At 38.9% G+C, this 26,089-nt stretch carries 23 protein-coding genes and 3 pseudogenes; 5 read left to right on the top strand and 21 right to left on the bottom strand.

Annotation, left to right across the window (positions count from 1 at the left end):
• The 3 genes from C5471_RS19920 to C5471_RS19910 form a co-directional block, all read right to left on the bottom strand.
• Positions 1-141, bottom strand: a 141-nt coding sequence (locus C5471_RS19920; protein WP_242688793.1) for a DUF3438 family protein, incomplete at its 3' end; no start/stop codon positions are given.
• Positions 142-200: 59 nt separating this feature from the next.
• Positions 201-857 (bottom strand): PFL_4703 family integrating conjugative element protein, encoded by a 657-nt coding sequence (locus C5471_RS19915; RefSeq protein WP_133814785.1) that lies wholly within the window; start codon positions 855-857, stop codon positions 201-203.
• Entirely contained in the window at positions 854-1,126 is a 273-nt protein-coding gene (locus tag C5471_RS19910) for a TIGR03750 family conjugal transfer protein (RefSeq protein ID WP_339959312.1), read from the bottom strand. The genes C5471_RS19915 and C5471_RS19910 overlap by 4 nt, the downstream gene beginning before the upstream one ends.
• Positions 1,127-1,169: 43 nt before the next feature.
• Between C5471_RS19910 and C5471_RS19905 the strand changes: the two genes are divergently transcribed.
• Positions 1,170-2,267, top strand: coding sequence for an ISAs1 family transposase (locus C5471_RS19905; RefSeq protein ID WP_133814784.1), 1,098 nt, complete (start codon positions 1,170-1,172; stop codon positions 2,265-2,267).
• Positions 2,268-2,272: 5 nt separating this feature from the next.
• On the opposite strand, the pseudogene C5471_RS24030 reads toward C5471_RS19905, so the two are convergent.
• The 10 genes and pseudogenes from C5471_RS24030 to C5471_RS19855 all read right to left on the bottom strand — a co-directional run.
• Positions 2,273-2,543, bottom strand: a pseudogene (locus tag C5471_RS24030) (hypothetical protein); the annotation flags it as partial.
• 301 nt (positions 2,544-2,844) lie between these two features.
• Positions 2,845-3,790: pseudogene (locus C5471_RS19895) on the bottom strand (DUF3102 domain-containing protein).
• Positions 3,791-3,805: 15 nt separating this feature from the next.
• Entirely contained in the window at positions 3,806-4,087 is a 282-nt protein-coding gene (locus C5471_RS19890; protein ID WP_133814782.1) for a helix-turn-helix domain-containing protein, read from the bottom strand.
• Positions 4,088-4,153: 66 nt separating this feature from the next.
• On the bottom strand, positions 4,154-4,342 hold the full coding sequence (locus C5471_RS19885; protein WP_133814781.1) for a DNA-binding protein: 189 nt from the start codon (positions 4,340-4,342) through the stop codon (positions 4,154-4,156).
• A gap of 113 nt (positions 4,343-4,455) precedes the next feature.
• Positions 4,456-4,626 (bottom strand): hypothetical protein, encoded by a 171-nt coding sequence (locus C5471_RS19880; RefSeq protein ID WP_166296314.1) that lies wholly within the window; start codon positions 4,624-4,626, stop codon positions 4,456-4,458.
• Positions 4,627-5,277: 651 nt separating this feature from the next.
• Positions 5,278-5,661 (bottom strand): hypothetical protein, encoded by a 384-nt coding sequence (locus C5471_RS19875; protein WP_133814780.1) that lies wholly within the window; start codon positions 5,659-5,661, stop codon positions 5,278-5,280.
• A gap of 1,115 nt (positions 5,662-6,776) precedes the next feature.
• Positions 6,777-7,361: a putative adenosine monophosphate-protein transferase Fic gene (locus C5471_RS19870; protein WP_133814779.1), complete on the bottom strand. Its 585-nt coding sequence runs from the start codon at positions 7,359-7,361 to the stop codon at positions 6,777-6,779.
• Positions 7,362-7,368: 7 nt separating this feature from the next.
• The gene (locus C5471_RS19865; RefSeq protein ID WP_133814778.1) at positions 7,369-7,851 is read right to left on the bottom strand and encodes a YhfG family protein; all 483 of its coding nucleotides are present in this window, start codon (positions 7,849-7,851) and stop codon (positions 7,369-7,371) included.
• Positions 7,852-7,930: 79 nt separating this feature from the next.
• Complete coding sequence (locus tag C5471_RS19860) at positions 7,931-8,467, bottom strand: GNAT family N-acetyltransferase (RefSeq protein WP_133814999.1); 537 nt, start codon at positions 8,465-8,467, stop codon at positions 7,931-7,933.
• 214 nt (positions 8,468-8,681) lie between these two features.
• Positions 8,682-9,173, bottom strand: coding sequence for a bactofilin family protein (locus tag C5471_RS19855; protein ID WP_242688792.1), 492 nt, complete (start codon positions 9,171-9,173; stop codon positions 8,682-8,684).
• Between the two features lie 1,757 nt (positions 9,174-10,930).
• Here C5471_RS19855 and C5471_RS19850 point away from each other — a divergent pair.
• Complete coding sequence (locus C5471_RS19850; RefSeq protein ID WP_133814776.1) at positions 10,931-11,206, top strand: FaeA/PapI family transcriptional regulator; 276 nt, start codon at positions 10,931-10,933, stop codon at positions 11,204-11,206.
• Positions 11,207-11,511: 305 nt separating this feature from the next.
• Here C5471_RS19850 and C5471_RS19845 read toward each other — a convergent pair whose 3' ends face one another.
• On the bottom strand, positions 11,512-13,446 hold the full coding sequence (locus C5471_RS19845) for an autotransporter outer membrane beta-barrel domain-containing protein (RefSeq protein ID WP_133814775.1): 1,935 nt from the start codon (positions 13,444-13,446) through the stop codon (positions 11,512-11,514).
• A gap of 431 nt (positions 13,447-13,877) precedes the next feature.
• On the opposite strand from C5471_RS19845, the gene C5471_RS19840 reads away from it, so the two are divergent.
• Positions 13,878-14,321 (top strand): acetyltransferase, encoded by a 444-nt coding sequence (locus C5471_RS19840; protein ID WP_207627414.1) that lies wholly within the window; start codon positions 13,878-13,880, stop codon positions 14,319-14,321.
• A 12-nt stretch (positions 14,322-14,333) separates the two neighbouring features.
• On the opposite strand, the gene C5471_RS19835 is transcribed toward C5471_RS19840, so the two are convergent.
• The 6 genes from C5471_RS19835 to C5471_RS19815 form a co-directional block, all read right to left on the bottom strand.
• Positions 14,334-15,134 (bottom strand): TonB family protein, encoded by an 801-nt coding sequence (locus C5471_RS19835; RefSeq protein ID WP_166296311.1) that lies wholly within the window; start codon positions 15,132-15,134, stop codon positions 14,334-14,336.
• Between the two features lie 74 nt (positions 15,135-15,208).
• Positions 15,209-18,208, bottom strand: a complete 3,000-nt coding sequence (locus C5471_RS19830) for a TonB-dependent receptor domain-containing protein (protein ID WP_166296307.1) — start codon at positions 18,206-18,208, stop codon at positions 15,209-15,211.
• A gap of 52 nt (positions 18,209-18,260) precedes the next feature.
• Positions 18,261-19,748, bottom strand: a complete 1,488-nt coding sequence (locus C5471_RS19825; protein ID WP_133814774.1) for a surface lipoprotein assembly modifier — start codon at positions 19,746-19,748, stop codon at positions 18,261-18,263.
• Positions 19,749-19,842: 94 nt separating this feature from the next.
• Positions 19,843-20,589 carry a Slam-dependent surface lipoprotein gene (locus C5471_RS19820; protein WP_133814773.1) on the bottom strand — a complete coding sequence of 249 codons (747 nt, stop codon included), beginning with the start codon at positions 20,587-20,589 and terminating at the stop codon, positions 19,843-19,845.
• Between the two features lie 686 nt (positions 20,590-21,275).
• Positions 21,276-21,410, bottom strand: a complete 135-nt coding sequence (locus C5471_RS24920; RefSeq protein WP_278250177.1) for a hypothetical protein — start codon at positions 21,408-21,410, stop codon at positions 21,276-21,278.
• Between the two features lie 42 nt (positions 21,411-21,452).
• On the bottom strand, positions 21,453-22,811 hold the full coding sequence (locus C5471_RS19815) for an MATE family efflux transporter (RefSeq protein WP_133814772.1): 1,359 nt from the start codon (positions 22,809-22,811) through the stop codon (positions 21,453-21,455).
• Between the two features lie 818 nt (positions 22,812-23,629).
• Here C5471_RS19815 and C5471_RS19810 point away from each other — a divergent pair.
• The gene (locus C5471_RS19810; protein ID WP_133814771.1) at positions 23,630-24,904 is read left to right on the top strand and encodes a bifunctional O-acetylhomoserine aminocarboxypropyltransferase/cysteine synthase; all 1,275 of its coding nucleotides are present in this window, start codon (positions 23,630-23,632) and stop codon (positions 24,902-24,904) included.
• A gap of 279 nt (positions 24,905-25,183) precedes the next feature.
• Positions 25,184-25,999 carry a glycoside hydrolase family 16 protein gene (locus C5471_RS19805; RefSeq protein ID WP_133814770.1) on the top strand — a complete coding sequence of 272 codons (816 nt, stop codon included), beginning with the start codon at positions 25,184-25,186 and terminating at the stop codon, positions 25,997-25,999.
• On the opposite strand, the pseudogene C5471_RS19800 reads toward C5471_RS19805, so the two are convergent.
• A pseudogene (locus C5471_RS19800) lies at positions 25,975-26,089 on the bottom strand (IS630 family transposase); the annotation flags it as partial. The gene C5471_RS19805 and the pseudogene C5471_RS19800 sit on opposite strands and share 25 nt — an antisense overlap.

Below are 26,089 nucleotides of genomic sequence, written 5' to 3'. Positions count from 1 at the left end.
TTTGCCATTCAACATCCCGGGAAAACCCACCCGGACATTTTTATCCACAAAAACCACCCGCTCCTGCCCAACATGCAGGGCAACCGGCAGCGGGATACGCTCCCACTTCATCAACTCCACGGCCTCAACGGGCGAAACCATGACCAGTCCAGCGAATAATAATGCGGTCAATGCCAATAACTCGACGATTGCCTGTTTTTTCACTGGAATCCCCCCTTTTTCGCCGGTGCCGGCGGCGAGGCTGCTTCCAGCCGTTGCGGTGTGCTGTCATAACAATCCAGTGCCAGACCGAACGGATTACGCTCTGCATCCCCTTGCCAACGGGTGACTTTAAGTGGGTAACGTACCAGTGCCCGTTTGACCGGCTCAGCGTGAAAATATTCATCGGCCACTAAATCTAACCGGATAACCCAGTTATCCCGGTCTTTTACCATCACATTGCTGTCACGAAAGCCCCGTTCCGGAATTTCATATACCACCCGCACGCGATCTTTTAGCTCACCCACTTGTGACCGGTTTTGAACATCCTGTTCCAGAAACACCTGACAGGAGGGGGTCAGATAAGCAGAAAGCGCGGCTATTTTCGCCGGGTAATCGACTTCCCCGTCTTTCGGCCAGGCATTCAGTTGCTGAAAAATGTAAAAGCCAAAGGCATAGACCTGGGAGACAGGTACTTGCCACCACGGGCGAGTGCTACCACTACGGACATCCGGCGGCGTATGAATGGTTAACTCTCTCGGCACCATCATCCAGCCACTCAGACTCAGTAACAACAACAAAACCAGCACACCACAGGCCGCGCGTAACGTCAGGATATGCTGGTCCCGGTTTTGAATCGCATGACGAAAACGGCTCATAACCGCCCCATCCTGATCATTACCCGGTGACGGCGGCGCAACGACCAGCGTTGTGATGTGATAATCAGTGACGGATCCCCCAGACCCCAGCACCGTTTTTTAACCTCCAGCCGTCGATAGAGATAATACGCCGGTTTACCGCGTTTCATCCGGGTCAGGTATTTACCGCCAAAGGCAATCAATAATAACGGCGCAATCAGCGCCACCGTCGGTATCATCACCCCAGGGCGCGAGCATACTTTTTTAAAACCTATTGAATGAAGACTAATAGCATGATCTAATTAGCCTTATTTTCCTGCTAATCACTCACCAATGAACCTGATTGAACATTTATCCGTTGTGAAAGAAACCCGCTCTGATATCAATCGTCATTACGAGCTGGTTGATGTTATTTTCCTTGTCGTTAGTGCCATTATGGCGGGAGCCGAAGGTTGGCAAGACATTGAGACTTATGGACATGCCAAAATTAAGTGGCTCAGAGAATACCGCCCCTTTCTCCATGGGATACCCCGCCGACATACGATTGCGAGAATACTGCGCACTCTCGAGCTGGATTCTTTACTGAACGCTTTACTGAACTGGGTCAATGAACAGCGTGAACAGGTCGGGAAACCGGTTATCGCCTTTGACGGAAAAGTCCTGCGACGGGCTTACCGGAATGAAAAGAAAAACGCCGTCCAGCTGGTCACCGCGTATGATACTGAGCGGGGATTAGTGTTGAGCCAGAAAACCACGGCCACGAAAAACGGTGAAATCAGTATCGTCCGTCAAATGCTGGATATCCTCAACCTGAAAGACAGCATTGTGACGCTTGATGCCCTGCATTGCCAGCGTGAAACCCTGCAAAAAATCAGTGAAAAGAAAGCCCACGTCGTTGTTCAGGTGAAGAAAAACCAACCCCGTCTGTGGGATGCCGTGCAGTCTCAGTTTCAGCGGGTGTTTGATGCAGGAAAAGAAAAAATTATCACTGAAATCAAACAAGAAGCGCATGGCCGCCGGGAAGAACGTTATGTGTTTCAACTCAAGCCCCAATTTCCCCCTGATATCGCGGAAAGATGGCCGACAATCCGCAGTATTATTGCTGTTGAACGACACCGGACAGAAAATGGCAAGGGTACGGTGGATACGGCTGACTATATTAGTTCCCTCTCTCCGCGGCATAAATTATTAGGGCACTATATTCGCCAGCATTGGCGCATTGAGAATAGCCAACATTATATTCTTGATGTCGTTTTTAAAGAGGATGATCCACGTATTGTACTGGACGGAGCCATTGAAAATTTGGCGCTATTCCGGCGTATCGTGTTGAACATGGTAAAACAATGTGATTGTGGTGCACCAAGCCAACGAAATAAACTCAAAAAAGCCGGCTGGAATGATGATTATCGTGCGCGAGTTTTCTTCGGGTGAAGAGTAATCAAAGTATGCTCGCACCCTGCCCTGGCCCTTGAACTGTCTTTTAATATTTTGTGCAACTGGCGGAAGAGTGCTTCAGGCGATCGTTTCAAGTTTTCCAATGGTGCTAAAGTATTCACAATAGATTCAGCAATGTTTGATGCTTTCAAGGTCTTACCTTTTACGTCATTGTCTTCTATTGCTAATACATAAGGTTCAATAACAATAACGGGGGTTAATACGGCCAATAAGATCACGACGCAGCGTCGTTTTACCTGAACCCGATTCCCCTGTATTACGAGTGGCCTCCATCAATACCCCTGAGATCAAAGTTGCTTCTTCACGTGTCAACGCGCGATTACCTGCATCAGAACGTTTCTTGCGAGGCTTTTTACCAGAAACGAGTTTTTTCATCAATGTTGAACGTGACATACACAGCTCTTCACAAGCCGCCCGATATATTGCCTCTTTGCTGCCATGTCCGGCTTTATGTGCTGCTTGTGCAATAGCAACTAATCGTTCGGTCATTGTGGTATTCATGTTATTACCCTTATTTTTTCAGTCTCTTTTCAAGCATTTTTTTAATTCAAATTTATTCATGTGCCTCTTTCTTATCCATCCATTCTGGTCGTTTGAATTCTTCTTCTTCTGCCTCCACACCTTCTCTAGCCCAATCAGGTATAGTGTTACGTTCTCTATATTCAGGCAGATTAAAGTGGCTACGTTTAACTTCAAGGTCATCAAGTACGCCCGCCATAAACCCAATATGGCTAATGTCAGTGCGTGTGGTATGGTCATTAAGCGTTTCAAATCCATTGAAAAGATTGGTGATAGCGGCATCAACAGCAAAAGACAATGAATTAACCTCTTGTGTCAAAGCTGCACCTTCTTCTTCAGGTTTTTCATGATTGATTCGGCGCTGAAATTTGTGCTGGGTTTCAGATTTCTCTTCAATCAAACTACTGACTAGTTCCTTTTTTTCCTGCACCGTTTGGTGTGAAATATCCAGATCAGCGCGTGTATCACGAAGGGCCTTACGCAGTTCGCGGACAGACATGCGATCAATATCATCTAATGTCAGGCCAGCTACAGTGCCACCTTCAGCTAATTCTGACAGTTCATCATCGTCTTCAAGCATCAATTCATACAGTTTGGAACGTCCCAAAAGCGAAAACGTTTTCGCTTTTGTTTCTAATCCAGGTGAAAGAAATTTAAGTGCAGATTGTGCCATTTTTTGAGCAATGCGGGGTTCCAGACCAAGTTGATCCTTAACGATGTCAACAAACTCGCCATGAGGTTCATTCTCTTTAAGAATAATGAGGCGCTTCCCAGCTTCCAACATCGTTTCAGCACTCTGAGCCATGTAGAAACGGGTTTCATGTACGATGCCGATCACGTTCATACGGCAAACCATCACCAAACTGCTCCATGATTTGCAGACGGTGTGTTGTCATAGCGTTGAGATTGGCCTACAAATCGTCGGCAAGTTGAACATCTTCGGCCAGTTTTACTGATGTTGTATTTTTTGAGCGTGCCATTGTATAAATCCCTTGTTAATTCATTTCTGTAATTCTGGCCTGGGTGTTAGCCATTTCATTTGAGAACGATTGTGCTATTTGCAGTAATTGCATACCTGGTGCATATCTGCCGCTACCCAGTTTTTGTGCTAGCCCTTCTTCTATTAATGTATTTAGTGCGCGATTAATATTTGCAGAAGATTCCCCCAATAATTCCGCTAATTCACCATTACTCAGCCCAGACAAGGAATGACCACGTAGCGCCTTAAGAACCCGTAATATGCGCGTACCAGAACTGGAAACGTTAATTTTGCGCATGTCACACTCTCCCTTTTCAATATGTGATAATCTGTTACACAGAGTGATAAAATACTTAGGCTAAATTTAAATGCCTAAACTTGGCGTTTTCAGACCTAGCTTTACAGCTATTTCATGGGCCTTTCCGTAATTGGCTTTGGATTGTCCATTAAGAACTCGGTATACAGCTTCACGGGAATACCCGTTCTCCCGTGCCCATTGGGTAATAGTGATGCCGTGTTGCTGAAAGCGGTTTTTAACTTTCTCGGGTGTCATGCTATGGCCTCCGGTAATTGCATTTGTAATCTCCGACAGTCACCGTTAAACCCACAGGTGCCAATCTTCCACAAATGGGATACCAGCCAGACTAACCCAGCAACGTAAAAAAACTACACCGTTTTTTGTATAGCCTGATTATAGGACACACTAGTCAGTATCACTCTCCGTGTCAGCGTTACAGGTAAATGCAGGATGACAAATGCTCCCCCTTCCTCGACAATAATGACAATATGATTGGAGTATCCTCCGACCATCCCCCATGTCTCTCGTTCCGAAATCATTATCCTCATAACAAACATGATATCCTCTATCTTTTGAACATTTAGGACATGATTTATAGCCATTTATCCGTTTAGATCTTTTCAGTGAGTCATCGCATTCAGAACAGTTACACATAGATATTCCCCTTAGTTAATTGGAGAATGATCAATAACACGTATATTTTTAATCCACTTTGATAGCACTCTCATTTTTTATATAAATAAAGTCATGACACTCATTTTTCCAATAATTCCAATCAATGATGTTTGCATATAAAAATAATTCCATACGAGAAATATCACCTAACAAATACCCGAAGCTTTTGTTGAGTAGAGATTCTATTTGCCGATTTTATATTTACCTTATTATTTCTACACCACTGATAAATTTCAATATTTAGCTGTTAGGATTAAATGTTAAGTTAAACCTACACTATATGATGTAATCAAGTAACTATAATAAGGAAAAAATAATATACTCACAGGAACTATAAATCCTCATTAAGTCGTGACAAATGAAACTAATGACGGGTTTCAATGTTAATAATTAAGCCAGAGTTGATTCCGGCTTACTCATGACTTATTCCATTGTTTTTATTAACCAATCGCAATTCAATATATTACTATTAGATTGCCGTCGTAACCCCATCGTCTTAAACGAATCATTTGGTTTTACCTAAATATAACAATATGATTGAATTCTGAATTCGGTAGAGTGCAGTCTTTAATTACCTCATTGATGTTAATAATATTAACCCGTTTTTGTGTTTCAAATGCGGTTAATGCAAGAGAAAACAAAGCTTTTCCTGCATCTTTATTTACAGTGACTAAATCATCAGATACAAAATGTGTCGTCTTACTTGGATAAGTTTCTGGAGCCACTTGAATACCCCAACTTCCTGTTGCACCTGTTACATAGATTTGAGAAATGTAACCTTGTGCACATGAGTTAGACTGTAATGCAGCAACTTCACCTTTATTAGGAAGCTTCTCTGCTATAACTGGCGTGGCAATCAATCCAGCCATTAAGGCAATATAGGATAAGCTTTTTTTCATTTTTATCTCCTATCTTGGGTTTATTAGAGTGATATTTTTATCATGGATGTAATGATATAAATGACAAATTTTCATTATTATTTTAGTGGTTGTAAGTGGAGGCCGATATATCATTATACAATCAAAACCATATAAAACATGACGTTATTAAATATAATGTTGTAGTAGCCAATCTGCACTTATTCCTTACTCTTAATTGTTAACAACCATTCCTATAAATGAGTAAAAATGTCAGATTGATTTTTTATATGAATTATCCTTTCACTCACTCAAATAATTTAGATTTGTAGATTGTATAGACCAATAATTTGAGTGAATAGAGATATCTCTGGCTCAACAATATGTGTTTGATTTAGTTAAACAAATAAATTGAAAGCTTGGTAACTTCAACAGATTTTCAACAAGACAGCAAAAATAATAGCGTAAAATTAACTCAATATTAATTATTGAACGATAATTAGTAACTCAGATAAATTATATGACTCTAATCAACACCTGATGAGGTACCAACCATGAAAAAGTTATCAGCCTGTCTTTTAGTATTGAGTATTACTTCTTTCGTACCTAACTTTGCGTCTGCAAATATATGTTTTCAAGCCGAACATTCCCTGGGTAAATGTGCTAAAGTGTGTGCACCGGTAATTCTCCTTAGTCCTTTTCTAGCAACAATTTGTCTTTAATGCAATTAATAATACGATATTTAATAAACAAAGTGACAAGGATAATCTTTTTCTTGTTACTTTACTGTAACTCAGCAAGATATATGTCAATCTAACCAGAAACAACAGAAAACATTATCAAAAATGCCAGAAAAAATACAGTGGGATTTAGTTAGTTTAACTAGCCTCTCACTCTAAATAAAATTAATTCAACTTAAATTGGATGATTAATTGCCAAACTTGTCGGGCTAAATTATATTAATAACAGCACAAATAAATGACCGATAACGAGTTATCTCAGATGAAAAAATCTATTTATAAGACCTGCTCTCTGATGCCTAATATAAGTTCACAATTAAAATTATTTTTCTGCCTATAAAGAATAGTTGAAGTGGCTGAAAATATTAAATAACAGAATGTCAGAAAATTATTGATTAATATATCATTTTATATAATTTAATAAATACAATTTCTGAAAATTTTCATTAATGGCCGATAATTATATTGATAAGCAGAAATATTAGCCTCAATCCATTTTTTAGCATCCACAGACTCAAAAGAAATGTTATATTCACAATTTATAACTATATATTCAAATAACAGGCGTTGTGTTCGCCCATTTCCTTCTCTGAAAGGATGAATCACATTTAATTCTGCATAATATTCAGCAAGTTTTTTGATAAATTCTGAATAATTCAACCCTACGAGATAATTTTCACTCTCTAACATATTGAATATTCTATTTCCTTCTATTTCAATACGTTCAGCATGACAGAAACGGGTATTACCTTTTGATATATCAATGGTTCTCAGTTGACCAGCCCAATTATACAAGTCAGAAAATATTTGTTTATGAAGTTGACACCAAAAAGCCAAATTGTAAGGCGGCTCCCAAAATGAAATATTCAATATAGCAAGCTCAGTCAGTTCCTTCTCTGCCTGTTCCAAAATGGCTGAGTCGCGAATGCCTAATTTATTGATGAGAGTATCTGTGCCTAAGTATGTGTAGGGATCTTGCCCCGTTCCATATTTATCTACCATAATCTCCTCACTGTTCACTGTATTTTCTAATTAATTTATTTCTTAGATTTTCTTGCTCTTCTTTAGTTGCAGGCAGGTTGCTCATAACAACACTCATTCCTTCAAGGCGCATACTATCTCTGTAGTTTTTTAGTTTTACCCGATCGAAATAATGTTTTTTTTCATTATAAGTTGTCATTATTGTTTTTTTATTCTTTTGGTTTCTGATATCTTTCTCTTGCTGACGGGAATATTTAAACTTATCCAGATCTAAATCGCTCAGTTTATAGTTAATCGCTTGACCGCTTTCAAATATTCCCCAAGAAATAACTTCAAAATAACTGACTTTGCCGTTTCTAATGCGGTTAATCTTTACTTCTAAGTCTTGTTGTAATATTTGTAAAATCTGTTGCACTTTACGCTCAGATATCCCTGTCGCTTCCACAATTGAACGCGTGTTGGGATGTTCTAATTTAGCCAGAGCCGCCATAACAGCTAATTCATATTTCATTTTAATTCCAAAAATACATATATATGCAACAGTAGTATAAAACACCAAGGTCACTAAAACCAGAAAAGAGAATATAGAATTATGACTGGCGAATTCTGTAAAGCACATGCTCATGAAGCGGGTGCCCATCCGGTAATAAAGGGTGCAAGAAAGTATTTTCATCTTTCACCATTCCAAGTTTCTCCATGACTTTTTGAGAACGCAGATTAGCAACAGTGGTAAATGCAACTACTTCCTCAAGTTTTAATTCAGTGAAAGCAAAATCCAATGCCTTGCATGCAGCTTCACTGGCATAACCTTTACCCCAAAATGGTTTATCAAGACGCCACCCAATTTCAGTACAAGGTGAAAATGGCAATTCTGCTACAGGAATATTTAAACCGACAAAACCAATAAAATCCCCCGTTTCTTTCAGCTCCACAGCCCATAATCCCCAACCACCCTGCTGTTCAAATCTCTGGGTAATTCTATCCACCATTGTATTGCTTTGTTCAACCGTCAAAGCGGCAGGAAAGTATTCCATAACTTCTGTGTTACTATTTAAATGAAAGAACGGCCCTCTATCTTCCTCTTTCCAGGCGCGCATTATTAATCTCTTTGTTTCTAGTGTCGCCATCATATTTTCCTTAATATCAGCTATATAGCAGCCAAGCAAAATGCCTATATGTGCGAAAAGCACATACTCTAACCAGGAGAATTAAAACAATTAAACAGATAAATTGCTATAGTGAATAAAACTAAAGAGGAATAAAACAACGTAATTTAAAAATCAAAAAAGGGTGGCCCGTGCCGAAAACCATCGGAATCACATATCACACGGGCCTGGTTTATCAGGCACTTGTTTTTACCGTAGCCTTATCTTTGGATTTATCATTATTGGTATCTTTTATTGGTACAACACGTTCAGATGTTAATTTTGCTTTATTTTCAATCTGTTCTGATTGCCCGAAGAATAAACCACCACGCTTGATAGACATACTGCCACAGCGACTGATACCACGTAGTTCACCATGTTCAAGAATATCCAATGTTGCTGCACAACAAGTCCCTTCAACATCACCGTCAATTATGATTTCTGGAGCATTAAGTTCACCTTCAACCCGCCCGTCATGCATAATGCGGATTGCGCCTTCCTTCACTCGGATATTCCCAATCACTTTACCCCAGATCTGTATATCACCTTCTACATCAATATCGCCCTTAAAGACTGAGCTTTTAGCAACAATAGTGCAACGGCGGGCTTCTGCGCTGGCATTCTTTTTATCATCACCCGCCAGAGACTCCGGTTCTACAGCCACTGTTTCTGTTTTTTTTCCAAACATAGTTTTTGATCTCGATCTCATGTTAATAAAGCAAAATATTAAAGCCAGAAAAGATAGAATCGCTGTCACTGTACAGCTAAACAGATTACCAGCCAGATAGAGCCCCAGAGCAATGCTCCACATGACCCATATACAGCTTAGAAAAATATTGTTCGAAAAACGATGTTTTGCCATGTTCTTTCACATTCTTATTGTTTTTCATACTTTTTTCATTAGAAAATACAAATCAAATCACTATCTTAACAGAACAAATAGCAATCAATGCTGAAGGTAAGCCGATATTTGTAACGCTATTAAACGGTTAAAACCATCATTCATTCTTACTGCCTATCCGATGAGATCCTAAGATAACGATCAGTAAAAAAATTAATATTAAAATACAAATCTTAGCTTTATATTTAATAACATTATTTAATAATAAAGTCACGTTATTAATGTTTAATTTTATTTACAAATAATCTGATAATGAAAAACTAAGAATCTCCCTTAAAAGGAAAATACGATGTTTTCATTGGCTTTATATTAATCTGAAAGTTTTATAAGACTGATATGACAATAACTAAAAATGGAACATGAAGAATCTATAGGAAGGATAATGTAAACACCAGGTTATTCTTAACAATCACCAATTTTTTCTATTTTGTGATCAGAGCCCATGATTAAAAGATAACGACTAAAAAATAAAACTTACCATTAATCTGAACATGTGTAGTTTCTCCCGCTGACATGGCTTCGGTGATTTATCTGGCTTATTGGTAATCCGAGGTAGAGCCAGTAACACTTTTAACGTTACCCGAGACAATAACCGTTGAACCACCGGTTCCAAACTGCAATTTTCCAAACGAATTTTGCTATTTTTCAGGATTTGTTTCCCCTCACCTTTTAACGCCAAGTTGGAGGTTTTCCTAAGATTCATTGTTTGATCGAAAGTGTTAAAATTGATGAAATACGGTATATCAATGATAGAACCGCTGACAATGACAGATATTAATATGGTTGCCATTATAATTTTATTTAGTTTCATGTCTAACCCTTAATATTTTGATAAAAATAAAACACAGAAACACTTAATAGAATCACATAATACAAATCAACCTTAATTTCAGATTGAATTTCTAAATGAATTATATTGTGATTATTAGTATCTTCTGATTTTTATGAATGGAATCTACTAACTAAAATAGTTGAGATGCGAAAATACATTGACATTGACATAGATATGGCTGTTAAAAAAACCATAGACAATTCACGACATATAAAAAATCCATTAAGCTCAGAGAAATAAAAACGATATCATTGATGGCTCTCCACTGGATTTATCATGATTAGAAAATAAGTTAATGAAAACATGGCTCATCCATAAACATTTATACGTAAGCAATATCCTTACTGACACTCAAAGTATTACAGAATAATTCAACAAATAAAAACAAAAAATACAAATTCAAGTAACTTCACAACAAAATACTTAGATAACATTTCAATACTATCATTTGCGATCTATAGTGTCGCAAATTACATCTATATAAGAATAAAATGCTTTATTGTGTTTGTTTGTCAAATTAAAAGATCTAAAATTTTAATTTTTCGATATAATCAATCTGCATCGTATAAAAACCAACCTTTGGAAAACAGAATATACACAGCAATTCTTTATGAACAGACATTTAGATAGTTCGCCTATGTTGAAATTAACCGTTGGATTACCCCAGATAACTCAAGGTATCTAACTGGATTCAATAAAGCCTGGAGTTAATATGGAAAACCGGAAAGATTCGACTCAATTTTCCCACATGGATCAAATACTTAATGTCATATCCAAATTATGCACCGTCCGGGAAATGCAAATGGCTCCACCACCAGAATCGTGGCCCAGCACACGTGATGTCGCAGAGCAATGTAATTTTACTATCTACAAGGCTCGTTATCTGCTATTGAAACTGGCTGACAAAGGATTAGTTATGGTAACGCCATCTCCCGTTAAGAATTCTCTTCGATGGTATATATCGGAAGATAACATTAAATCCATCTAACGACTTATCTTTCAAACAAATCTGAAAAAATAGGTTCCTGCTCTACACAGCAGGAACGTAAATTCAAATGCAGAGACGTAATAGCCAATTAATACTATTTAATCTCAGAGGAGGCCAAGATAGAAAAATTGCATTGTTGGGAAAAGTATGAATATACCATTAGTACAGATAAAAATAGGCCAGATATTTATGAATGCTCCAAAATGTAAGGTTTTAATGTTAATTTATTGATAATGACAAGTTGTCAAAAAATGCCCGATCTCATTTTATCGGGCATTATCACTTAATTTTTTAACCACTCACGATTAGAAACTGGCATTCACACCCAAACTGAAAGTATAGGTGTGATTCTGAACATCGCCATCATTGCGTGATATTGACGCAAAAGCGCCCCAATCCTTTGTAATAACAGCATTCGTACCGATGGTGTATTCACGCCAATGGGTATCTTGCTTTTGACTTTTGCTAACGAAAGAGGTCTGGGTTAAATTGATAGCACTACTAATCTGATAACGTTTATCACCAAACTGGTGGTTGAACCGAACCTCAGCATAGGGGTTAAAACGACCAAAATTTGTGTCAACACGCCAGCCTAGCGTACCAACCTGAGAGTCGTAGCGCTGATCACCAAAATGCATGGCAGTGCTGTGATTACCCGATTCACGATAACCTTTTACATAGCTCTTATCCCAGGCGTATTGGATAACTGGGCTGGTCGTAACGGTAGATGTCAATGGAATATCCCAACCCGCAGTAATGCGTCCTCCCCACTGATGACCGGAAGTCGAGGCTTTTTCACGACGCAGCCATTCATTGAGGACGACACCACGAGTAATGTCTTCATATTTCATATCCAAATAGTGGAGATCACCACTAATCCAACCTTTATCGTAGTAACGCCACAAGCCGTAAGCGGTGAGCACATTGCCACGGCCATCATAGCGGAATTGATCAATTGAGCGATTATCTTGATAACGTGAGATCATACCACCCAACAGAATATTATCCGTAATCTGATAGTCACTACCCAATGTCAGCGTGTGGTTGTGATTACCACTATAACCACCGAATACACCTAGTTTACCCTGCTCGTTACCCACATTACGTAATTGCTGTAAACGGTTATCAAGAGAAGCAAGTGCTCCTTTTACGGGCACATTGTTGGCGTTCGTCAGTAACATAACCTGATACGGAGCATTGATGACTGAAACAGTGTATTCACCAACCATATGCTGTGCGGCTGGCGTTGGATGAAAATCATCAGCGAATAAAAAGGACTTGCTGGCGTCAAAACCGGCATCTTTAGAGCGACAGGAACTCGCATTAACACCCTGAGCACAGGCATAACCTATGGTATTGAGAAAACCATAATGTAGAGGATTAGCAATGACTTCATGTAAGAGGGCATTAACATCAACGCGAACAATATTGCCATTTTCTTGGCTAAGGGCGATATCTTCTAATTGATTATAGCTGTCAACCAATTTTGAAGCGTTACTACTTAATTCTTTATAACCATCAATCAATCGTTTAGTGGTCTCTTCAGCTTTTTTGGCGTCACCTCCTGAAACATCGGATCCGATCTTTTTGAAAACACCATGGATAACTTGAAGACGGGTGTCTTTATCAATTGTGGGATACATGTTGACTGCTACATGAATTTTAGCCAGATCCTCAGAAGTAGCTCCCCCTTTAGAGATAACAAACTCCATAATCTTCGGAGTCATACCCACATCAGGAACCGTAGGCACGATCACCAACCCGGCACCCGCTTTGAGAAGCGCATGTACTTGTGATGAAGCAGCCATCGCACTCTCAGTAATAATCTTTTGCGCATCAGCCGGGTTTCGTAATGCAGCGTCAACATCATTGCCACCAATCCAATGAACATACATGCCATTAGGATCAGCATATCCGCCGTGACTTGCCAAATAACGAGTTACCTGATCATGAGTGTTGTCTTGATTATTTAAACTGGCAACAGCAGTCGCGCCACCGGCAGCGTAATTAGTGCCCCCTTTCTTGGAGTTGGTCAGATCAATCCCTAATTGTTGAGCGATAAAATCGTTATATAATTTACTTTCAGTACCATTAATATCATCTACTGTGTATCGACCATTATTTCCGCCATCACTTAAGCTATCGCCAAAAACATATAGGTTGTCATAAGCATGTGCGTTCGAAATTGCACTTATTGAAAGTGCTAACATACCTGGTGCAAATATAAATGACCTTTTCATGAACTATCCTCAAGAAATAATTTTATATTTATCATTGAACTAGCTGTTCAACTGAAATGATCAATCCAAATAGAAACTGCGCTCATGAGATATGACGCAATCCTACTCTTGGTTAACCAATACCTCATTATAGTTAGTAAGAGAGGATACTCTGTATTATTTTTTTTACATCTTTAAAGTTTCGTGCTGTTTGACAGTTCAACTAGCCAATTTGGTTAAAATTCAACTAGCTATAAAAAGTAATATTAGACCAAATAGACTCAACGCACTTTCTCGTTTCATGAAATAGATCACGAAACAGACAGAAGAAAACTCTGGAGAAGATAATTAGCTAGATCTGGGTAATATCTGAAGCGATTCATCACAATAAACGTGATAGAGTGAGTCCATTATTGGTTTAGAAAAATAGTTAAAATAGAATATTAAAAAAAATGAATATAAAAATTCAGCAAGCAACAAAGACTGATTTCAGTAAATTGACCGAAGTATGGAAAGCTTCTGTACGGGCAACACACGATTTTTTATCTGACGAAAATATTAATGAGTTACGCCCACTGATTCTGCATACCTATCTGCCAACACTGATTGTTTATAAAGCGACAAATGACCAAAACGAAATTAAAGGTTTTATGGGGGTTGATCAGAATCGGATTGAGATGCTGTTTATCTCCCCAGATTCCCGTGGTAAAGGTATCGGCAAGGCACTCCTGAATTTTGGTATTACTGAATCAGGTATCAATGAACTGGATGTTAATGAACAAAATGTTCAGGGCGTGGGTTTCTACCAGCATCAGGGGTTTAAGGTTTTCAGTCGCTCAGAAATTGACGGCCAGGGTAATCCTTTTCCGTTATTACATATGAGAAAACAAGCATGAGGAGTCACCTCCTCAATGCAAATTAAACTCTATCGCTAAGGTATGATCCCTCGGCAGGCCAGCTGGTTTTACCCCGACAGACCGGGCTTGCTGGATAGCCGCAAGTGCAGCCCGATCCAATTCATCGGTGCCAGAACTCCGCACTAATTGAGGGTTCGTCAGATCGCCGCTGTCCAGTAAACTAAAGCTTACCTGAACAATACCCTGTTGTTTCATCTTCTTCGCCCGACGTGGATAGCGTTTGTGTTTTTCAATTTCACGACGTAAAGCAGACTGATAACCTTGTAAATCATCAGAACCCAAACCCGTCATCGGTTGGCTGGTCGTCGCCTGACGTGCACCCGCTTGTGAATCCACAACATCGCTTCCTGCCACCTGAGAACTGTCCGCTGCTTGCTCTGTTTCCGGTTTACGCCCACGCTCCGCCAGTTTTGGTTGGAGATCTTCTACTGGCTCTTTTTGTGGTTGAGGCTTGTTCCTCGGTTTAGCATCCGCATGTTCTTCCGGTGGTTTCCGCTGTTCTCGTTTCCGTGGCCTGTCCACTGGCTTATTGAGCGCTATTTTCGCCTCAAGCGGCGATTCCGCTACTACCACTTCGGGGGGCGGCGGGAGAGGTTCTTGCTTTGTAGGCTGCTCCTGCCCAGCAGATGTCGCCGAAGCAACCATTTCTATTGACATACTGATTATTGGCGAATTCACTGATTGATTATTTGCGCTGTCATCACGTAATAAATGAGATGCCATAAACACAATGACACTTGCATGTAACAGCAAAGAAGCAAACAAGCCAATATAAATACGATTCTTCATCATAGTTCAAGCCACCTTTCTGCTCGTTATCTGCGGAGATTAACCTTATTACAGGCAGGTTAATCTCCCGTCAAGAGTCAGAACTGACTGGTGACACTAAGCTTAAACGTCCGTCCGGGTGCCGGCATCATGGAGCGGGTTAACGGGTCCAGATAATAGCGATCGGTTAAGTTAGTGCCGGATAATTCAACGACAACATTTGGCGCAACCTTATAATTAATATAAGCATCTACGGTCATTACTGGATTCCAGCGCATTGGGTTATTATTTATCCCTTTATAAGTGCCCGGCATTTTTTTCATCAACCATTTTTCATCCTTATTCTCTACACTGCTGTGATATAACACCCGGCTCCCTATTTCTAAGTTTTCATCTAATAACCGCCCACCAATATTCAGATTAAGAGAGTAACGAGGAGGAATAGTTGTTCTTAAAAAACCACCGGGAAAACCACCATCAATACATTCTGGAACACCAAATTGATTGGTCAAATCTAACCTACCCGCTGAGGTTTTATCACAAACTTTATTTTTAAGATTATAAGACAAACCAAACTGGGTAAAGAATCCCCCGTTGTCATAACGTCCCTGCACTTCTAAGCCGGACAATTTCTGTTTATCTAACTGAGTAAATGTAAAATTACTATCACGATCAAAAACATTCTCAATGACTGTATTGTAATAAGCGAATTTAATATCTGCATTATGCTCGGCTCCTAACAACTGACTTAAATCATGAACATAACCCACTTCAACCGTTTTGCTGCGTTCAGGTTTAAAAGCGCGGGTAGGTTTGTCAGTAAAACCCGAGGAAAAGCCAACAGTATCTTCAAAAATACTCGGCATACGCACTGCTTCAGCATAACGTGCATAGATACGTGCGTTATCACTCACATAAGCTGTTGCGGAAAATACTGGTGCCCAGGCATAATCTTTACGTTTAGGTTGTTTAGCCCAACGCTCTTGTTCACTTTTTTGTTTATAAATTAAACCACCATCACCTACATCCAGAATTTCGCCTGAGCTATCAATATAACGGCTATTAGATTGGGCTCCACTGTATTCATATTTATACACTTCTTTTTTAGTCACAGGATCAATAACACGCTCATTCATATCAATATTCCCATTAAAATAGGGATTATCTTGTTTATATAACTTACCATCGTCACGATATTTCCAAAGCACATCTATTGGTACCATAGGACGCAAAATTGAATCTCGCTCTTCTGATTCTGAGAAATTCTTTTCAAAATATTTATCAAATTCATCATCAGTCAAACACCATGAGCAATCATTAAATTTTTTAAATAATTCAGCTTCACGTTCGGTTAGTGTTCTCTTATATTGCAGCCCCTGACCAACCAGTTTTTTGTCCTTACTATAACGATGATCACGTGCTGCTAGACGTTCATTTAAAAAATCATCCTTAGACCAATAGCTTACTCGTTTAGCACCAGCGCTTAATGCCAGCCATGAAGTAGGACGCCAGTCAAAATTAAAGGCAATATTGTTTTCCTGACGGCGCCCTTTTCTTGGTAATGAACGAAAATTGGAGAAACTCTTTGCTTCATAATCATCATGCGATCCCAAACGTTCCCGTTGCAGATTAGCCGACAATGTTAAATCCAAATTCGCAGTTAGCGCGAAAGCATTAGAAAGATCAACACCCCAACGGTTATTATGCGCATTAGTGGAAGCAGTCTCTACTAAGCTACCATCTTTATTCGGATCTTTTTCCTTACCATTCACATCCCAGACATCATCCCTTTCCCGCGGTTCACGAGGATACCCCCCGGCAGTATTAGTATCGCTAATAGTACGGGTAACCCAGAACTTCATATCAAAATCAACCCACTTGTTCCCATCAGGTTTCCATTTATAGTCCACATTAAATGCCTGCTGATGTACATTAGCCAAAGGCCATTGCGATACAATATTCTCCTCAGCCCGAACCCAGCTAATGCGCGAAGGCATAATTTCACCATAAGTTGTCTTGGTATCGCGGATACCAAACTCAATAGTCTGTTGATTAGCCAGATGCCAAGTATTTTTAAGTAACCAAGACTCCATTTCACTGGAAGTATTCGGCACTTCATTGCCGGGGCGATATATACGTGCCGCGAAAGGTAAATAAGGATCATACGCTCGAGTACCACCATCAAGTATAACTTTATCCTTATCACTGATCGCTGCGTCATAGCGATGAGAGCCCCCTTTGCCGGCAAAGTAATTCCCCTTACTACGATAGCTATAGGCTGCCATTAGATCGAAGTATTCCTGCCGTGTACCTATTGCCAGACGTATTGCATTATCTTTCAGGCCAAATAATTTATTATCTTTTGAAGTTTTTGGGATAATTTCTAACGCAGGATCAACATAGTTAAATCCCTTAGTAAAACCAGGAATATCACGATAATCCTGTCCCCATTGCAGGCTTGGTACACGTTCCTTCACGGCATTGCTACTGGTCTCCAATTTCAGATTAATTCCAAAGCTCTCATCTGCCGGTACCACATCATCTATGCCCAAGGTTGTGATCATTACTGCCCCACCTATAGAGCCTTTCACTCCCCGAGTTAGTGACGGGCCTTTTTCTATTTCAATACTGCTGATCAGATTAGGGTCAATATAATTACGGTTATTAGCACCGTTATAGCCACGCCAGGTTGTAATCGCTTGTTCAGTACCATCAATGGTGACAGGAACCCGCCCTTGCCCCTGAATACCGCGAATATTAGGATCTAATGCGCCACTGTTTCTGGAATCACCACTGAATACACCCACCGCACTTTTTAAAACATCCGCAGGTGAAGCACCTTTATAGCGTTCTACCAGATCCTTACCCAAGTAAATATTGGTAATATCTTTATCATATACCGCGTCATAGCCTGCCTGATCTTTTTCGCTAGTAGCTGAAACGTTAATTTTGCCCAAGTCTGCCTTATTTTCAGCAGGCTGTTTCGCTGATTGAACCGGGGGTATTGGTGTATCTGCATCAACACGGTAAGGTATCATGCTGTAAGTTAATACCATCACCAATGTTATTTTACTGTATTTATTACTTAATTTATGCATAGTGATTATCTGCCATAGTACGGATTTAAATAACCTATTACTTCAATCAATATCAAAAATATTTTTCAAACTTAATTAACACTTCGTTTTTGTTATATGAGTATAGCCAATCAACATTACTATTGTTTTTTCTGTACCGATAAGTGATTACCGGAGTTAAGCCAAAAACATCAAATTTAGGCATACTGAGAATTGCCGAATAGAGTTGTTCATTGTCTTTACGGCGTGCACTTAATGGCACACTGTAATCACCAAACTGCCTCTGTCGTAATGCGGTAAATACCACCGCATTAATTCCCGGATATAACTGGGTGGAAATACCTGCTCGTATGCCTTTCTGTTGATAATCATCCGCTTTCTCAACGCTGGTTTTATTAACCCAGTCACCACCAGTAAAGGTAATTGTCTGATCAGTTAAATAATAAGATAAGGTGGCATAAACGGAGGTCATGTTACCGTCATTATTATTATAAAGTTTATGATAACGAAACTGTTTATATTCACCTTCAAGATTCAATGCCAAATTTTTTGATAGAATATTCATCCATTCAGTTTTCACTCCGGTGGTGCGATAACGGGAATGGTTACCAACATGATTAAACTCAATAATTGGACCTATCAGGAAATCATTTTTCTGTGCTTTATAGTTATACCCCAAATAAGCAGAAGTGGTATTTTCATTTTCCTCACTATGATTACGATAACTTTCACCATAAGTCATTGAGCGCAGAGATATACCGTGGTGGCCACTTAGCTGGTATATCTTACGTAACGTAGCATCATAACTGATACCATTTGCCTTCTTTGCCAAAGGCAATTTTCGTTCAGTCTTACAATCACCATTCTCATGATAGCTAATGCAAGCAGGAGGCTTATCCGGTGACATATTAGTGTTGTCGTTAAAAATATATCCTACGGCAAAAGATCCACGCCAGGTATTGCGCAGATTAATAGCATCCTGATAACTGGTTATATTCTTAATAACTGCCGGTGGTAACTTACTTGCATTATCGTGGTTTGCCGCAGAAATCTCATTAAACAGTAAACTGGCTTCTCTATTTTTTTGATTCTCATAATAGACCCTGGCTAACTCCAATTTAGCACGGGTAAAATCAGGTTGCTGGTGCAAAATAGCCTGATAATGCTGTTCTGCCACAACTAAATCACCCTGTGAACGCGCCAGGTTTGCCCGAGCAAAATGCACCAATTGGGCATCATGCCCAGGTAATTTCTGATACATCAACAAAAAGCGCTCTACATCCTTCACTTGTTGATGATTAATAGATAAATACAGCGCTTGACCAACCTCATTCACATTATTCTCAACACTGAAAGTCTGACCATTAAGGACTATCGATAAATGATCACTATTCTCATTCGCAGTTTCATCAGTGACGAGCTCTTTTTCTTGCTCCTGCAAATTTCGCTGTACGTTATGCCACAATCTTCTACCAGCATCTTCATCTGCCAGAACCAAAGAGGGATAAATAAACAAGTAACTGATCAGTATGGTAAAACGGATAATGGAAATATTTAACATCGGAATATCACTGCTTAATAATCGGACCAGTAAATAAACAGAATAAGACAAAGCCCATATGAACTTTGCCTTATTCAATCAATACGAACTCATATCATGGATTTTTAGTCCCACCAAAGGCGGTATCTTTACTATGATCCGAATTAAATTTAGCTACACCAGCTAAACTCGACGCATTATCACCAAAGAAGTGGCCATTGTTTGTACCTGCAACATTTCCGGCTGTCGCAGTCCCAACAAATGAGCCATCTGCTCTAATTCTGGAATTAATACCAACAGTCAATACACTATTCGCTATTGAACCAGAAAGTCTTTTCTGACCGAAATCCGCAGTGAATGTGCCTTGCAGAGCATTACTACCACTATATTGGTTAATTCCTTTAACCGTATAGGTCGCTATACCACCAGTCGGTAAATTGGTTGTAATATCTTTACCGGAATAATAGGCAGTATGAGTCTTATCGTTTACCTGACCTGTTTGTGACCATTCACCAAAATAGACATCAGCATTAGCCACTTTGCTAAAGTTAAAGACCCCCATACCACCATGGCTACCTGATCCAGGCATAGAAATTTTATGAATGCCATTCGCATCCGCGCCGGCATAACGGGTAAGGCCCGAGAAGCTGACAATTTTACCTCCAGCTATAGACTGCACTCCAATCCCCGGCTCTCCTCCAGAGCTTGCATGACCTGTTCCCCCTTTTTCAGTCACATTTACCTTAATACTAGGTTTATTCTGATCAAAATTTTGAGTTTGCCCAAAACCAGGGGCAGCTATTGCTTGTGTTACTAATCCACATGTACCTAATACTGCAATTAACACTTTAACTTTGTTCATAGCATACTTCCTTATGTGACTAATTAAATGTTAGAGATTGCTTATTACATAGTTTTAGTACCGTCCAAAGACTGACGCGCATATTAACGTACTTTTAATAAAAAATGAAATGATAATCATTATCATAAAATAATTATGTGAACTTGTATAAAATGGCAATAAATACACCTAACTATTTAATTATTAAATCAATATTTACCATAACCTTAGTATAATAATGGAAATAATCTTAGAGATAAAACCAATAATAAGTGTAAAAAAATCAATACACATAAATATATACATAAGTTACTATTGCATTATTAAATTAATACATAAGTTATTATATGGCTAATATGTTATTCATCGCCACCGCATATTAGTTAAATAACACTTAACAATGAAAACAAAAATAAATAAAAAAATAATTTATATTGTTGATTTTAAAATAATAAAATTATTATGCAAATTAAATTAGTGTTGTCTTTAATGATTGACCTAATGAATCACTTAATAAAACCACTAAAGTAGATATATTATGAGAACAATATAAAACCCAATAAAATACAATCCCCTAGTGTGAGGTAGGTTAAATAACCACGGATTTAAAAAGTAAATTTTTATTCACAGTAAAAATTTTCATAAAATCCCCTACCTTTTGGCAGGGAATTTACGCAAGCGCAATAGCTCTCAGGCGGATATAAACATTATTCAGGTTCTTTATATCCTTGCTGTATCAGAATTATTTCCCAATGTTCTACAATAAACTGAGATTCTTTATCCCCCATATCAGCCATTTTTTGGAAATATATTTCCGCTTTCTCCAAAATAATATACTTCATAATATTTCCCTAAATTATTTACCGAGATATTTCGTAACTAAATTAAGAAGTTAACTGAGAAACTATCGTTTTTGTCCTCACCTTTAATATAATAGACAGTAAAATAGAGTTGACAAAAAGACCTAAAACCAAACCATACCAAAATCCTACAATCCCCATGCTATCGGTTACCCAGTTTGTTAAAGCCAAAACAAACCCTAATGGTAAACCAACTAACCAATAGCCAAATAAAGGTGCGTAGAATACCGAGCGGGTATCATGAAAACCACGCAGAATACCGGCTAAAGAGGCCTGAAAGGAGTCGAAGAATTGGAAAAAACAGAATAGAAAAGCCAGGCTAAGTGCAATTATTATAACTGAATCATCGTTAGTGTAGAGTGCAATCAATGGCGCGGCGAAAAAATATATTATAAAACCAAAAATTGCAGAGACAGATAATATCAAATAAATCGAAACTCTGATAACACCCATTAATGATGTTCTATCTTTTAGCCCAATATAGGAGCCCACTCTTACCGTCGTCGCGGTCGAAAATCCTGTGATGACGGTATAAATGATAGTCACGATATTAAGCATAATATTATGTGCGGCAACAGTTTGAGTGCCTAAAGGCGCAACGGATACAGCAACCACATCGAGAAAAACCATTTCAACAAAAAAAGCCAATCCACTAGGAATACTAATATAAAAAGTCCTCAGTAGATCTTGATATTTTGGGAATTTTAAACGAAACCGATATCGCCGGTATTCATCTTTCAGTAAAAAATAGATAACTAAACATACAGCACTTAGGTTATTAATAATTGCTGTTGTAATACCCGCGCCAACGCCACCCATTTCTGGCAAACCAAATTTCCCGTAAATAAGCATGTAATTTAATGGTATATTCAGTAATAAGGCACCAGAAGATAGGTACATCGCGATTTTCGTATCTTCTAAGCCTTGCAGAAATGAACGAAAAACATTAAATATCATCACCCCAGGAACACTAAATGCCATAGCAAGAACATAGCCCCGTGTGATATCTAAAATATCATCATCTAAGCCTATAAACGAAAATAGTTTGCTAATTAACATTAACAATAAAATTATTGGTATTGAAAGTATCATCGATAGAAACAAATAATTTCTAAGGCTCTCTTTGACCCCTTCTTCATTACCTTGCGCTTTGTGCTTTGCGACATCTGCCGCAAGCATGATAATAGTCCCGTATCCCAACACAAATATAGGGAACCAAATACTACTTCCTAATGTTACTGCCGCTAAATCAGCGGTAGAATAGTGACCAGACATCACTATATCAACAACACCCATTGCGGTACGTGCTATCTGCGCAATAATGATGGGAAAAGAAAGTAAGAATAGTTGCCTTAATTCCTGCCAGTTTGAAAATTTAGACATAAAAATACCGTTAATTTATTGATTAGCTCCAATGTCGATCATACTAACAATAAATTATAACCAAAATCATGCAGAAAAATTTTTAAAAATTTAAAATTATGGACATACCCTCCATTTTTGTTCAGGAAATAGAGGGAAATAAATCAGGCAACCTAACGAAAACGAACTACTTCACAAGAAATTTTGTGATCTTTCTAAAAGATTAGATATTTATTTAAGTCTTTTGTTCTCATTTTCCATTTTAATAGTTAATGTTACTCGACTTAAGTAGCTTCTGCTTTTTGTGATAATGTCCACATAATTAAAAAATAGCGACACCCGATATATCACTGAATTAGTAACGTTTTTAAATTATTTATTTGATTAATAAATAATTAGCGGAAATATAATGTCTAATAATAAAATCTTTATTGTTTTAGCGATATTGGCGATAGAGCTTTACAAAAGACAGAAATCATCAAGATATCTTCTGGGGATAACGATAAGATGGCGTATATGCACTACATTCGACCCAGTGATAATTCCCTGTGGAAAATTAAATGTCGCTTAAATGGCGATCGTGTCGAATGGGCTTTCAGTAATGTCGATAACATTGGTCGTTGGAGAATTGAAGAAAATGACAAAAAAATCACATTTTCTATCAGCGGAAATTCCCTTAAGCTGATAGATATCTATTCAGACGGTTCATCAATCAAACAAATGTACAAGTTAAATTCCTTGTGAACGGCAGTAAGTGGAGCTGTAGTTTTGATAAAAGCCGCTTACATCTATTCATCAAAGATACATGTAATCTTACCGATATAGAGAAGAGACCGAAAATGAAACCAGAAACTCTTGCGATCCACGGCGGATATTCACCCGATCCAACCACCAAAGCCGTTGCTGTCCCTATTTATCAAACAACATCCTATGCATTTGATAGTACCCAACACGGTGCCGATCTGTTTGATTTAAAGGTCGAGGGAAATATCTATTCCCGCATTATGAACCCGACTAATGACGTACTGGAAAAACGGGTTGCTTTACTTGAAGGTGGGATCGCTGCATTGTCGGTCGCATCCGGTATGGCGGCTGTCACCTACGCTATTCAATCCATTGCTGGAGCCGGGGATAATATTATATCTGTTGCCAAGTTATATGGCGGCACTTATAACCTGCTGGCTCACACATTGCCCCGGTTCGGTATTGAAACACGCTTTGCCGACCATGATGATATTGCAGCATTGGAATCACTGATTGATGACCGGACCAAAGCGGTATTCTGTGAATCCATTGGTAACCCGGCTGGTAATGTTGTTGACCTGAAAAAGTTTGCAGAAGTGGCTCACCGTCATGGCGTTCCTTTAATCGTTGACAATACCGTTGCCACGCCTGCGCTTTGCCGTCCCTTTGAGCATGGTGCCGATATTATTATTCACTCTCTGACCAAATACATGGGAGGTCACGGCTCCACTATTGGCGGCATTATTGTTGATTCCGGTAACTTCCCTTGGGAAAAACATAAGCAACGCTTTGCTATCCTGAATAACCCTGATCCCTCTTATCACAACGTCATTTATACCGAACAGTTTGGTAAAGCTGCATTTATCGGTCATTGCCGTGTTGTACCATTACGTAACATGGGCGCGGCGCTATCACCTTTTAATGCTTTCCTTATTTTGCAAGGGTTGGAAACTCTGGCGCTAAGAATGGAGCGTCATACTGAAAATGCCCTGAAAGTAGCTCATTACCTGCAAAATCATCCTCAAGTTAGTTGGGTGAAATATGCAGGATTGCCAGACCATCCGGAACATGAACTGGCACAACAGTATATGGGTGGGAAACCATCAGCTATTCTTTCCTTTGGTATTAAAGGCGGACAGGAATCTGGTGCCCGATTTATTGACGCGTTAAAGCTGATTGTGCGCCTGGTCAATATTGGTGATGCAAAATCACTCGCCTGCCATCCAGCTTCAACCACTCATAGCCAATTAAATGACGAGGAGTTAGTTAAAGCAGGTGTACCACACGACATGATCCGCCTGTCAATCGGTATTGAACATATTGATGATATTATTACCGATCTTGCCCAAGCCCTGGATGCATCGAAATAGTTTAACGTTGTCATACACCCCGTTCTGATGAACGGGGTTCTATTTATCTGCTATAACTGCTTCTTTTACTGTCTCTATTTTAATTATTTTCCCTTAATCAACATCACTGATTTTTATTTCCTTTATTTTTACCAACTAAAACAAAAAGCAGGGGATAACAAATTAAATCGGTCACCCTGTCGCTAATATTCGATAAAGTGACTTATCCCTAATCCCTACGAAAACGTGTAAGAACGTTCAAGTGGCGACTATTTACATCAAAAAATACAAGGAAAACAGATGAAAGTTCAGCTAGCCTATATATTGCTATTAAGCTCATTGTGTTGCGGATACGCTTCGGCAAAAATCCCAAGTGGATTCAGCCCCACACCATCATTCGAGGATAATTTCAATGGCACAACACTCAATACCCAAAAATGGGATTACCGTGGTTTGGGTGTCAGAAATAATTGTATTAATACTCAATCAGCCGTTATTGTGCGGAATGGATATTTAACTATAAAAACCTATTCCGATAGTTCTTCTGGCAAGCTACAAAATTATTGCGGCATGATTTCAACACAAAAAAGTTTCCTACAGTCATATGGCTATTGGGAAGCCGCTGTCAGATTTAATCGTGCCGAAGGTAATCAGGTCGCATTCTGGGTACAGTCACCAACAATGGGTAAAGATCTGACGGATCCAGAAAAATCAGGCGTCGAAATTGATGTATTTGAACATTTAGCTGAAGCTACACAAGATCAATATGATCATGCTATTCACTGGAATGGTTATGGCAGCGCTCATAAACAATGGTCAAAGAAATTGTCTATGGGTAATCTCGCTGATGGTAAATTCCATAAATTTGCGGTGGCATGGACACCAAATGGTTACACATTTTATGTTGATGGTGTTCTTCAACATTTATCTGGTCTGGAGCAAGTTCCTATTTCAATCGCAAATCAATACATTATTTTAAGCTCGGAAGTACCGCGCAGTTATCCAGCCCAAGGTTATGGTCCGATAAATGAAACAACCGCCACATTCGATGTTGATTATGTGAAAGTTTATCCGTATATACCCAAGAAACTTCAAGATGCAGTTTTTAGCACCTGAAAATGGTCGTTAATTCTAGACATCAGCGAGTCCGCTATATCAGGTAGCGTTGTGGTGAAAAATTTGAATACTTTGTCTCGAAATTCATGT

Source organism: Photorhabdus tasmaniensis (assembly GCF_011189505.1).
Lineage (GTDB): Bacteria > Pseudomonadota > Gammaproteobacteria > Enterobacterales > Enterobacteriaceae > Photorhabdus > Photorhabdus tasmaniensis.
The sequence above is the reverse complement of the archived record's forward strand: the minus strand, read 5'-3'. Positions and strand labels throughout refer to the sequence as shown.